The organism is Amycolatopsis sp. NPDC005961 (assembly GCF_040629235.1).
In the GTDB taxonomy this organism is placed as follows: domain Bacteria; phylum Actinomycetota; class Actinomycetes; order Mycobacteriales; family Pseudonocardiaceae; genus Amycolatopsis; species Amycolatopsis camponoti.
In genome coordinates this window covers 24,588-37,481 of record NZ_JBEXVF010000025.1, presented here as the reverse complement: position 1 = coordinate 37,481, position 12,894 = coordinate 24,588, and the positions used below count along the sequence as shown (strand labels likewise).

At 72.0% G+C, this 12,894-nt stretch carries 14 protein-coding genes; 5 read left to right on the top strand and 9 right to left on the bottom strand.

Going from position 1 to position 12,894, the window contains the following annotated elements:
* Positions 1–19: 19 nt before the first annotated feature.
* From ABZ342_RS23060 to ABZ342_RS23050, 3 genes are read right to left on the bottom strand one after another with little or no spacing between them, the layout of a single operon-like run.
* The gene (locus ABZ342_RS23060; RefSeq protein WP_360476401.1) at positions 20–502 is read right to left on the bottom strand and encodes a GNAT family N-acetyltransferase; all 483 of its coding nucleotides are present in this window, start codon (positions 500–502) and stop codon (positions 20–22) included.
* The gene (locus ABZ342_RS23055; protein ID WP_360476398.1) at positions 499–1,179 is read right to left on the bottom strand and encodes a hypothetical protein; all 681 of its coding nucleotides are present in this window, start codon (positions 1,177–1,179) and stop codon (positions 499–501) included. Before ABZ342_RS23055 ends, ABZ342_RS23060 begins: the two co-directional genes overlap by 4 nt.
* 57 nt (positions 1,180–1,236) lie before the next feature.
* Complete coding sequence (locus ABZ342_RS23050) at positions 1,237–2,127, bottom strand: diiron oxygenase (RefSeq protein WP_155549928.1); 891 nt, start codon at positions 2,125–2,127, stop codon at positions 1,237–1,239.
* Positions 2,128–2,213: 86 nt separating this feature from the next.
* Between ABZ342_RS23050 and ABZ342_RS23045 the strand changes: the two genes are divergently transcribed.
* Entirely contained in the window at positions 2,214–2,861 is a 648-nt protein-coding gene (locus tag ABZ342_RS23045; protein WP_360476395.1) for a TetR/AcrR family transcriptional regulator, read from the top strand.
* A 108-nt stretch (positions 2,862–2,969) separates the two neighbouring features.
* Here ABZ342_RS23045 and ABZ342_RS23040 read toward each other — a convergent pair whose 3' ends face one another.
* The 3 genes from ABZ342_RS23040 to ABZ342_RS23030 all read right to left on the bottom strand — a co-directional run bounded on the left by ABZ342_RS23040 (position 2,970) and on the right by ABZ342_RS23030 (position 4,653).
* Positions 2,970–3,164 carry a hypothetical protein gene (locus ABZ342_RS23040; RefSeq protein WP_360476392.1) on the bottom strand — a complete coding sequence of 65 codons (195 nt, stop codon included), beginning with the start codon at positions 3,162–3,164 and terminating at the stop codon, positions 2,970–2,972.
* A gap of 177 nt (positions 3,165–3,341) precedes the next feature.
* The gene (locus tag ABZ342_RS23035) at positions 3,342–4,367 is read right to left on the bottom strand and encodes a DNA polymerase IV (protein WP_360476389.1); all 1,026 of its coding nucleotides are present in this window, start codon (positions 4,365–4,367) and stop codon (positions 3,342–3,344) included.
* Positions 4,368–4,389: 22 nt separating this feature from the next.
* Entirely contained in the window at positions 4,390–4,653 is a 264-nt protein-coding gene (locus tag ABZ342_RS23030; RefSeq protein ID WP_155549656.1) for a DUF3040 domain-containing protein, read from the bottom strand.
* A 229-nt stretch (positions 4,654–4,882) separates the two neighbouring features.
* Between ABZ342_RS23030 and ABZ342_RS23025 the strand changes: the two genes are divergently transcribed.
* Entirely contained in the window at positions 4,883–5,941 is a 1,059-nt protein-coding gene (locus tag ABZ342_RS23025; protein WP_360476385.1) for a cobalamin-independent methionine synthase II family protein, read from the top strand.
* Between the two features lie 28 nt (positions 5,942–5,969).
* Here ABZ342_RS23025 and ABZ342_RS23020 read toward each other — a convergent pair whose 3' ends face one another.
* Entirely contained in the window at positions 5,970–6,602 is a 633-nt protein-coding gene (locus ABZ342_RS23020) for a LysE family translocator (protein ID WP_360476382.1), read from the bottom strand.
* 158 nt (positions 6,603–6,760) lie between these two features.
* On the opposite strand from ABZ342_RS23020, the gene ribA reads away from it, so the two are divergent.
* Entirely contained in the window at positions 6,761–7,366 is a 606-nt protein-coding gene (gene ribA, locus ABZ342_RS23015) for a GTP cyclohydrolase II (protein ID WP_155549659.1), read from the top strand.
* On the opposite strand, the gene ABZ342_RS23010 is transcribed toward ribA, so the two are convergent.
* Complete coding sequence (locus ABZ342_RS23010; RefSeq protein WP_155549660.1) at positions 7,363–7,896, bottom strand: MarR family transcriptional regulator; 534 nt, start codon at positions 7,894–7,896, stop codon at positions 7,363–7,365. The genes ribA and ABZ342_RS23010 overlap by 4 nt on opposite strands.
* A 99-nt stretch (positions 7,897–7,995) precedes the next feature.
* Here ABZ342_RS23010 and ABZ342_RS23005 point away from each other — a divergent pair, with 99 nt between their 5' ends.
* Entirely contained in the window at positions 7,996–8,958 is a 963-nt protein-coding gene (locus ABZ342_RS23005; protein WP_360476377.1) for an MBL fold metallo-hydrolase, read from the top strand.
* Positions 8,959–8,962: 4 nt separating this feature from the next.
* Positions 8,963–10,498 carry an FAD-dependent monooxygenase gene (locus tag ABZ342_RS23000; protein WP_360476373.1) on the top strand — a complete coding sequence of 512 codons (1,536 nt, stop codon included), beginning with the start codon at positions 8,963–8,965 and terminating at the stop codon, positions 10,496–10,498.
* Here ABZ342_RS23000 and ABZ342_RS22995 read toward each other — a convergent pair.
* A complete protein-coding gene (locus ABZ342_RS22995) occupies positions 10,400–12,613 on the bottom strand; it encodes a discoidin domain-containing protein (RefSeq protein WP_360476370.1) in 2,214 nt (737 codons plus the stop codon). The two genes, ABZ342_RS23000 and ABZ342_RS22995, sit on opposite strands and share 99 nt — an antisense overlap.
* Positions 12,614–12,894 lie beyond the last annotated feature (281 nt).

The following is a 12,894-nucleotide window of genomic DNA, read 5'->3' as shown; positions in this document are numbered from 1 at the left end:
CAAAGCCGCCGGGAAGCTGTCAAGCGAGCCGGCGGGCCATGAGAACGTCGTCGAGGTCCTCGCCGCCGACGTGGAATTCCCCGCGCAGCACGCCTTCGACGACGAACCCGGCGCTCTCGTAGAGCCGGCGGGCGGCGGTGTTGTGACCCAGGACGCGCAGCGTCACCTTGCGCGCGCCGCGCCGGCGCGCCTCGGCCACGGCGGCGTCGACGAGCCGCCGGGCGATGCCGAGCCGCCGCCGGTCCGGGTCGACGGCGAGCCCGCCGATCACCCGGACGTGAGCGTGGGCGGGAATGGGGAACCCCGCGTCGAGACGGACGTAGCCGGCGACCATGCCGTCGTGCTCGGCGACGAGGACGTCTTCGGGGTGGGTGCTTTCGCCGAAGAACGGGGTGCCGGCCGGCGGCGGGGGAGCGGGGGACACCGCCGTCGTCCAGGTGCGCTCGTCGAGCTTCGCGAGTGCGGCTTCGTCACCGGCGCGGGCCGTCCGGACGGTGCTCACCCGAGCTCCTTCCAGGCCTGCTCGACGATCCCGGCCAGCTCCTGGGGGTCGTGGTTGCCCTCGGTGCCCAGGCTCCGCACCGCGACGGTCAAGCCGGGGCCGGTGCGCTGGCAGTTCAGGACGAAGGACTGGTCCGGGTCCGGGGTCGTGCCGGGCGCGGCCGGGGCGTTGTGCACCAGGCATTGCACAGCGCCGACGCTCACCAGCTCGGTGCCCGGCTTGGCCACGCCGAGGGCCTGGACGTCTTCGTACGGCGCGAACAGCCGCGGCGAGGGTGCGCGGACGGCGACCAGCTGGAAGGACCGCAGCAGCCGCTCGTCCTGGTAGTCCTGGACCACCGCTCCGGCTCCGTCGTAGGCCGCCGAGACCCGGGACGTCGTCTCCTGGTCGGTCTTGTCGATGCGGTCGATCGTCGCCTTGCCGCGCACAGAGTCGACCTTCGCGATCGCGTCCTGGGCGCGGCTGAGCCCGCCCAGGTTCGCCGGCGCGGCCAGTGCCTGCCCGCTCGGCCCGCCGAGCAGGCTCAGCGCCAGCCACGGCACGCCGACCAGGATCGCGCCCACGAGCACGCCGATCAGGCCGGCGACGACCGGCCGCCTGAGCGGCGGACGGGGTGCCGGGTGTGGCGGCCCCGGTGGGGGTCCGGCCGGGAAGTCCTGCGAGTAGCCCTCGGTCACCCGGGAATCGTGGCGCAGTCCGGTGCCTCCCGGGAAGGCAATTTCGCGGCCGGTTCGTCAGAGCAGGTGCGCGCGCCGCCAAATGCCCTCGGACCGGCCGCCGATCAGCCCCGCCTCGCGCAGGAACGGCACGATCTTCTCGGCCATCCACCGGCGCGTCTCGTGGAAGTGCGGGTTCGCGAGGGCCGCGGCCCGGCCTTCGCGCGCGTCGATCCCGACGCTGCGGTACACCCGCGGGTCGACCATGGCATCGACGACGCCGAACGCGACGAGCGCGGTCCGCAGCCGGTGCCGCTGCAGCGCCGCCTTCGACAGTTTCGGCGTCTCCCGCAGCACTTCCTCCTTGGCGAACCGGACGTGCCGGGCCTCCTCGACGACGTGGATGCGGTTGACCGAGCGGATCAGCGGCTGGATGCCGTCGTCGTCCATCATCGAGCGCTGCAGCCGGTCGGTGGTCTCCTCGGCGACGAGCACGCTGGCGAACATCGACGGCCCGGCGGCGGTCGCGCCGAACACCTTCGCGGCGCGGTGCACGACCTTCGGGACGCCGTAGCGCGGCACGCCGAGCCGGTCGGCGGTGCGGGCGAACATCACCGAGTGGCGGGTCTCGTCGCCGATCTCGGTCATGGCGTACTGCGCGTGCTCGGTGCGCGCGTCGAGGTCGAAGACGTAGCGGGCGAGCAGCTGCATCAGGACGATCTCGAACCAGAGGCCGACGCTCATGATGCTGGCGATCTCGTGCTTGGACAGCTCGATCCGCTGCTCCGGCGTCAGCCGCGCCCACAGGTCGGTGCCGTAGAGGGAGACGCGCTCCAGCGGCATGTACGCCTTGCCCTCGGCCAGCGGGGCGGTCCAGTCGATGTCGACGTACGGGTCGTAGGAGTTCTTCGCGGAGCTCTTGAGCAGGCGAGCCGCGGTGACGTCCCGGTCCTGGGCCTCGACGCCCATGGTGGCCTCCGGAAGTAGGGGGTACATGCTGTACTAGCTACTTCGGGAGCGTACACGTCCTCGCGGGCGTTGAGTAGGCTGCCGCCGTGACCAAGGTCGACGGACGGGCGACGCGGTGGGCGGGCCAGCAGGAACGGCGGCGCGCCGAGTTCGTCGACGCGGCCCTGGAGGCGATCGCCGAGCACGGCCCGGACGTCTCGACCGAGCAGATCGCCGAACGCGCCGGCGTGGCCAGGACGCGGCTGTACAAGCACTTCGACGGCGCGTCCGACCTCCAGCGCGCGATCGCCGAGCGCGCGGCCGAGCTGGTGACGGCCGAGCTGGAGCCGCTCTGGCACCCGTCGGGCTCGCCGAACGAGATGATCTCGACGGTGATCGCGACGCACCTGCGCTGGCTGACCGAGCACGTCCACCTGCACCGGTACCTGACGCGCGCGGCGCCGGGACCGGTGGACGTCCGCGGCACGATCGCCCGCCACCTCAGCCGCCTGCTCACCGGCTACCTGACGGCGTTCGGCATGGACCCGGCCCCGGGGGACACGATCGCGTTCGGCCTGGTCGGCTACGTCGAGTCGGCGACGACCCGCTGGCTCGACCACCCGGGCACGCTGAGCCTGGAGCAGCTGACCGGCCAGCTGAGCGGCACGATCTGGGCGATGCTCGACCACACGCTCCGGGCGGGCGGGGTCGAACTGGACCCGGACCGGCCGTTGCCCTTGCCGGAGGGGCTTTAGCCGCCGATCACCTTCGTCGGCCCGGAACGTGATGACCAGGTCGCCCGCCGCGCCGCCAGGGCTCACGCGGCGGGCGACCACCGGCTCCGACGGCCTACCGGACCGCTGCTAGTCGCGGATGTCGTTCCACTGGTCGGAGCACTTGAACGCCCCGCCGTCGCCGGTGATGCAGGCCTGGCTCCTGATCCGGTTGATGCCACCGACGAGATCCGGGTCCCCGATCAGGAAGTCGGCGGTGTCCCTGGTCGTCACGCGGCTGTCGATCTTCTTGGCACCCGCGAACGCGTCGAAGTGCCCGGTCATGGTGGCACCCTGGTGGTCCACCGTCATCCGGGCGCCGCGGCCACCTGCCATCGTTTGATCGCCATGTCCTCACCTTTGCTGACGGTTTACGTCCGGCGAAGACACGCCTCAGCGACCCGGTCGGTTGAGTCCGGTTCGATCCCGCCGGCGGCGATCACCTGCCGGGCAGGGACCGGCCTAGTCCTCCCTGGGGAACTCCGCCCGCACACCGAGCAGCCGCACCGCTCGGGTCAGCTCGAACATCCCCAGCACCTCCTGTGCCGCGCGGTCGATCTCGCCGGCGTCCGATGTCGGCTCGGGGAGGGTGATGCTGTGCGTGTGGGTCAGGAACGGCACGAACCGCACCTTCACCGCGACCCGCGCCGCCGGCCGGCCTTCGTCGAGGACGTCCTGGGACACGCGCTTGGCCAGCGCCGACACCTCCGCCGCCATCTCCGCCGGGTCGGTGAGGTCGCGCTGGAACGTCGTCTCGCGGCTGCGGGAGCGGGCCACGTACGGCGTCGCGCTCACCTCCGCGTCGCTGATCCCGCCGCCGAGCAGGCGCAGCCACGGGCCGGTCTTCGGGCCGAACCGCGCGGCCAGCGCCGCGGCGTCCGCGCCCGCGAGGTCCAGGACGGTGTGGATGCCCAGCTCGGCGAGCTTCTTGGTGGTCTTGCCGCCGATGCCCCACAGCGCGTCGGTCGGGCGCGAAGCCATGACCTCCCACCAATTCGCCTGCGTCAGCCGGAAGATCCCGCCCGGCTTGCCGAACCCGGTGGCGAGCTTGGCCCGCAGCTTGTTGTCGCCGATGCCGACCGCGCACGACAGCCCGGTCTCGCGCGCCACGGCGTCTTTGATCGAGACGGCCAGCGCCTCCGGGTCGTCGGTCTCCGCGCCGACGAACGCCTCGTCCCAGCCCAGCACCTCCACGACGACCGGCAGCTCGCGCACCGCGGCCATCACGTGCTCGGACACCTCGAGGTAGGCCGGCGGGTCACTGGGCAGGAAGACGGCGTCCGGGCAGCGCTTGGCGGCGATCCGCAGCGGCATGCCGGACTGGATCCCGAACTCGCGGGCCTCGTAGGACGCGGTCGCGACGACGGCGCGTTCGGTGGGGTCGCCGTTGCCGCCGACCACCACGGGCTTCCCGCGCAGCTCCGGCCGGCGGGCGATCTCGACCGCGGCGATGAACTGGTCGAGGTCGACGTGCAGGACCCACTTCACGAGCCCAGTGTGCCCCAGGACGTCAGACGCGGTGCCGCGCCACGTGGGTCCAGACGGTGCCGGTGAGGGCGAGGATCCCGCAGAGCGTGACCCCCGGGTCGGGCAAGATCAGCCCCAGGACCAGCAGCGTCACGGCGACGACGTCGACGGCGATCAGCAGGGCGCTCCGGAGCGCGCGCGACTTCGGGCGCTTGCCCTCGCGCAGGGCGGTGGCCAGGTCGGGGTCGGTGACCTCGAGGTTCCGCTCGATCTTCTCGAGCTCGGTGCGATCGTGGTGACTGAGCATCGGGGTACTCCTTCGGCGCCGAACCCGCCGTGTCGCCGTAGCGAATACCCAATCGTCCTCCTGGCTAACCGCCAAACGTCTTCTTATTTCGTGCTTTTCGCTGCTCCGACCGGGTGATCCGCGCTCCGTGACCGCCCGGGAGCGCGTTAGGTTCGCCTGACACGAGGCCGGTCAGGCCGGCTTCGCGCCGGTCGAAGCCGGTCAGGACCTTCAAGCAGCGGAGGACTCCATGACCTTGCCGACCGAACCGATCGGCAGCATTCCCCGTCCCGGCTACCTGATCGACGGGCTCGGCGCGTTCGCCGCCGGACGGATCGACGCCGCCGCGCTCGCCGAGCTGGAGAGCCGCGCCCTCGCGGACACGCTCAGCCGGTTCGAAGAGACGGGGTCGCCGGTCGTGTCCGACGGCGAACAGGGCAAGCCGAGCTTCGCGACCTACCCGCTGGCCGGGCTGACCGCGCTGGCGCCGGACGGCGTCGTCATACCGTTCGCCGACGGGCACACCCGGCAGCTGCCGCGGCTGACCGCGGGCCCGTTCCGCTACGCGACGCACGCCGACGAGTACCTGACGCGGGCGAAGGCGCTCACGGACAAGCCGGTCAAGCAGGCCGTGATCGCCGCGTCCGCGATCTCGCTGATCTACCCGGCCGACGGCATCGACGGGTACCCGCAGGAGCAGTTCGTCGCGGACTTGGTGAACGAGGCGGAGGCCGACATCCGGCGCAGCCTCGACGCCGGGGCGCACGCCGTCCAGATCGACTTCACCGAGGGGCGGCTGTCGCTGAAGCTGGACCCGTCCGGCGGGCTGCTGCGGCAGTTCGTCGAGCTCAACAACGCCGTGCTCCAGCGGTTCACGGCGGAGGAGCGCGCGAAGATCGGCGTCCACACCTGCCCGGGCGGCGACCAGGACTCCGTGCACAGCCTCGACGTCGACTACGCGGGCCTGCTGCCGGAGCTGTTCCGGCTGGAGGCGGGGAACTTCTACGTCCAGCTGGCGAGCGAGGCCGACCCGGCTCGCGCGCTGCAGGTGATCGCCGATCACCTGCGGGCGGACCAGCGGATCTTCGTCGGGGTGATCGACCCGATCGACCCGCGGTTGGAGACGCCGGAGGAGGTCCGCGACCGCGTGCTCACGGCGGCGAAGTACCTGCCGGCCGATCGGCTCGGCACCTGCGACGACTGCGGGTTCTCCCCGTTCGCGGACGACACGTCGACCTCCCGCGACATCGCGTTCGCGAAGATCCGGGCCCGGGTGGAGGGCACCCGCCTGGCGGCCGAAGCGCTGTGACGGCCGGAGGGCCCGCCCCGGCGGGCCCTCACGCCGCTTCGGCGGCGACCTTCACCCCGAGCGCGACGAGCACGCTGCCGAGGACGGCGTCGAGCCCCCGCCGGACGCGTCCGTCACCGAAGAACCGCTTCAACGCGCCGACCACGAGGGCGAGCGCCCCGAACCACAGGACCGTGCCGGCGGTCGCGATGGTGGCGAGCTCGAGCGTCTGCAGGGTGGAGCCGCCCGCGGGCAGGAACTGGGGGAGCAGGGCGAGGAAGTAGACGGCGACCTTGGGGTTGAGCAGGTTGGTGAACAGCCCCTGCCGGAAGGCGGCACCGGCCGCGAGCGGTGGGGCGTCCCCGGCGTCGCCGAGGTCCCGGTATTCGCCGCGGCGCACGGCCAGCCAGGCTTTGACGCCGAGGAAGACGAGGTAGCCGGCGCCGACGAGCTTGACGACGCTGAACGCGACGGCCGACGCGGTCAGCACGGCGGCGACCCCGAAGGCGATGGCGACGACCCAGGCGAAGACCCCGAGCGAGATCCCGGCCCCGGCGGCGACCCCGGCCCGTCGTCCACCGGTGAGGGAGGACCGGGTGACGACGACGAAGTCGGGCCCGGGCGACATCGCCCCGAGGACGACGACCAGCAGGAACGACGCGGCGGTGGCCCCGGGGATCATGGCTCGAGGATACGACGTGACGTAACCGGTTTTCGGGGCCGATCGGGAAGATCCGGTGATCCTCCGGTGTTGGCCCCAGTGATGTTCGGCGCGATCACCGATGTTCGAATTTGAACTTCCGGTAGGGTCGATCACGTGGGCGATCCCAGGGAGAAAGCATGACGGCCGAGGTGCGAACGCGGGTGCGGATCCCGCTGCGACTCCACGGCGGCGTCGCCGTCGACGCCGAGGCCGTCACCTTCCGGGGCCTGGCCGACGGGGGCGAGCACCTCGCCTTCGTCCTCGGCACTCCCGGGGACGTGCCGCTCGTGCGGCCGCACTCCGAATGCCTCACCGGGGACGTCTTCGGGTCCGCGCGCTGTGATTGCGGGCCTCAGCTGGCCGAGGCCGTCGAGCGGATCTCCGAGGCCGGCGGCTACTTGCTCTACCTGCGTCAGGAAGGCCGGGGGATCGGCCTCTACAACAAGCTCGACGCGTACGCGCTGCAAGACCAGGGCCTCGACACCTACGCCGCCAACGCCGCGCTCGGCCTGCCCGAGGACGCCCGCGACTACGCCGTCGCCGCGCAGATGCTCGAAGCACTGGGGGTCACCGAGGTGGACCTGCTGTCGAACAACCCCGACAAGGCCGCTCAGCTGCGCAAAGCCGGGATCGCCGTGCGCGAGCAGGTGCCGACCGGGGTCTTCGCCACCGAGAACAACGTCCGGTACCTCCGCGCGAAGGCCGAGCAGACCGGGCACACCCTGCCCGGGCTGGCCAGCTAGGCGAGCCGCTGGGCCGCCGCGGCCACCGGGCTCGTGGTGAGCTTTTCCAGCAGTCCGATCAGGACCGTCTGCTCCGACGGCGTCAGCGACGCCGCCCACTCCTTCTCGCGCGCGTTGTGCGCCTGGTACGCGTCGGTCACCGCCGAGTGGCCCCCCTCGGTCAGGGCGAGCCGGACAGCCCGTCGATCGCTGGGGACCTGTGTGCGGGTCACCAGGCCGTCGCGCTCCAGGGTCTTGACCAGGGCCGACACCGCCGCGCGGCTCATCCCGGCCAGGCGCGCCGCGTGGCGGGACTCCTGCGGGCCGGCCAGCCACAACACGAACAGCACCCGGAACCCGCCCCAGCTCAGGCCGCGCGGCCGGTGCACCGTCGACTCCCAGTCGTACACCAGCGCGCCCGCCAGCCGGTGCAGCGTGAGGCCGAGGCGCATCGCGACGGGGTCGGTGGCCGGCAGCTCCGCCTTCGTCTTCCCGATCGCGTAGTCGACGAACGAGAGGTAGTCGAGGTCTTCGGCCGGTCGGTCGGTCATGCGGCCCAGATTAGGCGAAGGGGTTCCGCGCGCCGGTGCGGCGGGTTAGTGTGACCGGCGAGATAGTCAAACCTTTGACGATCAGAAGGAGCGCTCGCCGTGACGAAGAAAGCCTTCGCCTCTTCGGCCGACCTGGCGGAGAAAGCGCAGACCCTGGAAGTCCTGGACGACGGCGTCTACGCGCTGACCGCCGAGGGCGACCCCAACATCGGCGCGATCGAGGGCGAGGACTTCCTCGTCTGCTTCGAGGCGCTCGCCACGCCGGTCGCCGCAAGCGAATGGCTCGCGAAACTCCGCGAGCACACCGACAAACCCGTGCGCTACCTGGTCTTGAGCCACTACCACGCGGTGCGCGTGCTGGGCGCGTCGGCGTTCGACGCCGACGTGATCGTCGCGCACGAGAACACCCGGGCCCTGGTCGCCGAGCGCGGCAAGGAGGACTGGGAAAGCGAGTTCGGCCGGATGCCGCGGCTGGCGAAGGCCGCGGACTCGGTGCCGGGCCTGACCTGGCCGACGCTGACCTTCTCCGACCGGCTCACCATCGACCTCGGCGGCGACCGCGGCGACCTGGTCCTCCAGTACTGCGGGCGCGGCCACACCGAGGGGGACATCGTGGCCTGGCTGCCGCGGCGGAAGATCCTCTACGCCGGCGACCTCGTGGAAGCCGAAGCCGCGCTGTACACCGGCGACGCGTTCCACCGCGAATGGGCATCGTCCACTTTGGACCGCGTCGGCGCCTTCGGGGCCGAGACGCTGATCGGCGGCCGCGGCGGGGTGAGCCGGGGAGCTAAGGCGGTCGAGGCCGCCATCGCGCAGACCCGCCACTTCCTGGACACGATGATCCGCGAGGTCGGCGCGGTGCGGGACGCCGGCGGGACGCTCAAGGACGCCTTCGAACGGACCCACGCGGCGCTCGTCGGGCAGTACGGCCAGTGGCCGATCTTCGAGCACTGCCTGCCTTTCGACGTCTCGCGGCTGTGGGACGAGCTGGGCGGCATCGAGCGGCCGGTGGTGTGGACCGCCGAACGCGACCGCGAAGTCTGGGACCAGCTGCAGGACTGAAGCGATGACCGTCGCCGTTCTCGGCAGCGGCCCCGTCGGCCAGACGGCCGCGCTGCTGCTCGCGCGCTGGGGCGTACCCGTGGTGCTCGTCGACGAGCACGAGGTGCGCGACCCCGTCGGGTCCAAGGCCATCTGCCAGCAACGGGACACTTTGGACGTCTGGGCGTCCCTCGGCGCGGGCTGCCTCGCCGAGGAAGGGCTCACCTGGACGACCGCGCGGACGTTCCACCGCGACACCGAGCTGTTCTCGCTGAAGCTGCCCGACGGCGGCTCGGCCCTGCCGCCGTTCGTCAACCTCTCGCAGGCCCGCGTCGAGGAGGTCCTCGACGAGCTGATCGCGCGGCAGCCGCTGATCGACGTCCGCCGCGGGCACCGCGTCCGGAGCCTGACCCAGCCCGGCCGGGTGGTCGTCGAGTGCGACACGGCGGCCGGTCCGCGCCGGATCGAAGCCGACTACGCCATCGCGTGCACCGGTGCGCGCGGCGACGTCGTGCGACGGGCGCTCGGGCAGCGTCTCGACGGCGTGTCCTTCCGGGACCTGTTCCTGATCTGCGACATCCGCGCCGACCTGCCGGGCTGGGCGGCCGAGCGGCGGTTCTACTTCGACCCGCCGTGGAACCCCGGCCGCCAGGTGCTCATCCACCCGTGCCCGGACTCGCGGTTCCGCATCGACTGGCAGGTCCCGGCGGACTACGACCTCGCGGCCGAGGAGTCGGGCGGGGCGATGGAGGCGCGGATCCGCGCGATCATCGGATCGGTGCCCTACGAGGTGATCTGGCGTTCGGTCTACCGCTTCCACACGCGGCTGGTCCCGCGGATGCGGGTCGGGCGGGTGCTGCTCGCCGGGGACTGCGCGCACCTCGTCGCGCCGTTCGGGGCGCGCGGGCTCAACTCCGGCGTGGCCGACGCGGAGAACGCGGCCTGGAAGCTGGCGTGGGTCCTGCGCGGCGACGCGGGGGAGGAACTGCTGGAGAGCTACCACACCGAGCGGCACGCCGCGGCGGTGGAGAACGCGGCCGTCACCACGGCCACGATGGACTTCCTGGTGCCGCAGGACGATGAGCGGCACCGGCGCCGCTCGGACGTCCTCACCCGCGCAGCGCACGACCCGGAGGCCTGTGAACAGGTGGACTCGGGCCGGCTGGCCGAACCGTTCTGGTACGCGGATTCGCCGTTGACCACGACAGATCCGGGACGCCCGTTCGCCGGACGGCCGCCGCGAGGTGCGGTGCCGCCGCCCGGGCCGGGTGTGCTGCTACCGGACCTCACCGTCGCGAGTGGACGGTTGCGGGACCTGGCCCGGCGGGGGTTCCTGCTGCTGACGACGCCGGGCGTGCGGGCGGAGGGTGCGCGGTCGGCGGGGATCCCGGTGGGCGGGGTGCTGGGTGCGCGTCCGGGCGAAGCCTGGCTGGTCCGCCCGGACGCGTACGTCGCCGCCGTGCTACGGGTAGGAGACCAGCGGGCTCACCTGGTGCCCGGTGTTCGCGGCGTCACCCGAATCGTTGATGACGTGGGCGATCGTGCCCACGCCACCGAGTGACACCGAAACGAGGTTGTGGAACCGGACCCCGCCGTTGTTCGGCACCTCGAAGGAGTGACTGGCCACAATGGACGGATTCGTGTTGAAGAAGCAGTAGCTGCCCAGGCCCCAGCCTTCGTGGCTGGTCACCGAGTCGGCCACCTTGTACGCCGCCCAGCCCTGCCGGCCGCCGCCGCTGGACCAGGACGCCTGGTCCGGCGGGTCGTACGGCATCTCGTTCTGGAAGAAGTACGTCCGCCCGCCGTTGCCGTTCCAGAGCACCTCGTACTGCTGGTAGTGCTCGACGAACAGGCCGTACATCGTCACGTTCGCGCCGTTGACGACCAGGCCGTTCGCCGCGGTGTTGACGTTCCAGCCGACGCCGTTCGAGTGGTCGCCGCGCCACAGCCACATGTGGTCGCCGATGACGTTGTTCGAGTTGACCACCAGCGTCTGCGTGGCCTTCCCGACGGCCGCGCCGCCGATCCGGAAGAACACGTCGTGCAGCGACGTCGGGTCGGCCGCGTGGTTGGCGTTCGAGCCCGGCTGGCCGACCTGCACGAGCACCGGCGAGTTCACCGCGCCCGCGTCGATCAGCAGCCCGGCGATCTTGACGCCGTCCACATCGGACGTCGTGATCGCCGCCGTCCCGGTGGTGGGCATCAGCGTCGCCAGGCCGAGCCCGAGCACCACGGTGTCCGGGCGCGTGACGTTCAGCGCCTGGTCGAGGTGGTAGACGCCCGGCGTGACCAGCAGGTTCTTACCCGCGGCCAGAGCCGCGTTGATGGTCGCGGCCGAGTCGGACGGGTGCGCGACGTAGAACTCGCTGAGCGAGATCGACTGCCCGGCCGGCGCGCCGTGGCCCCAGCTCGTGCCCGAGGAGTTCTGCCGCAGCGCCGGGACGAACACGTTGTAGCTGCCCGAGCCGTCGACGTAGAGGAACGGCTTCTCGCGGATCACCGGCGTCTGGCCGACGACCGTTTCGGGCGGGTTCGGGAACGACGCCGGCGGGGTGCCGGTCGAGCCGACGAACACCATGTTCCAGACGCCGCCCTGCCAGCCGCCCAGCTCACTGTTGCGGGTGAGGAACTGCTGCTGCGAACCGGAAACGGCCACGCCGTCGATCTTGCTGTCGGCGATCAGGCCACCGCTGGCCCAGCCGTCCCCGCCGTTCCACAGCTGGATCTGGCTGCCCTTGAGGTGCATCCGGCGGTACGGCGCGGCCTGCGCGACGGCCCAGCGTTCGACCTGCCCGGCGGGCAGCGTCACCGAGAGGTTCTCGGCGGAGCGCCAGAAGTTCTGCGTCGCGTTGCCCTTGTTGGCCGGGTTGTCGCCCTGCTGCAGCCAGTCCGCTTCGACGCGGACGTGGCCGTTGAGGTTGACGTCGTCGGGCGAGAGGCCCAGGCCCGCGACCTGCTCGTAGAAGCCGAGGTTGACGTCGGCGGTGTAGTTCCCGGGCTTGAACAGCACGGCGTAGCGCTCGTTGCCGAACTGGTTGGTGTGCTGCTGGTCCGCCAGCTGCGTCAGCCGGTTCTGGATGGTCGCGGCCGGGGTCGACGGGTCGAACACCGACACGTTCGGCCCGAGGTCCGGGTTGCGCGGGTCGGTCGGCGGGATGGTCGTCCCGCCGCCGGTGCCGTGCACCGCGACTTCCCAGAGCGAATAGCCGTAGCCGGTCGCCCGCTGGGTGCCGTAGACCCGCAGGTAGCGGGCGGTGCCGGTGACGGACACGGTCTGCGTGCCGCCGGCGCCGGTGGTGGTCGTGTACGCCGTCGTCCAGGTGTTCGCGTCCGAAGAGAGCTGCACGCTGAACGCCTTCGCGTACGCGGCTTCCCAGCTGAGGACCACGTCGCAGAGCTGCTGCGCGGAGCCCAGGTCGACCTGCAGCCACTGCGGGTCGCTGAACGCGCTGGACCAGCGCGTGCCGGCGTTGCCGTCGACCGCGGCGGACGCGGGCGTCCCGCCGTTTTCGGTCGAGGACGCGGTCGCCGTGTGGCCCTGCGCGAGGTTCGTGGTCCCGCACGCGGCGGCCTGCGCCGGAGCGGACCCGACCACCACCGCGGTGGTGACCGCGGTGACGAGGGTGGTCGCGAGAACGAGGAGGCGGTGTGCGGGGGAGAACGTCGGTGATCTCATCTGCCTGCCTGCTGATCGAAGTGCGGGGAAGAGACCGCGCGGCAACGCCGGGCGGCGGCGGACCGGGCGAGCCCCACAGCTCGCGCCGGCGTCGGGTGGTGCGGCGGGTCCGCGGCCGCCTCATCCGCCCGGCGCCGTGAGCCGGAGGAGCGGTGCGAGGCGGGTGCGACGGCGCGAACCGGTCATCCCGAAGGGGTGCGTGTCGCGGCGGAACGGTCCCGGGTGGCGGTCACGGAACCGGTTCCGACGGCGGTTCGCAGTTAACAGCGCGGGGTTCGGCG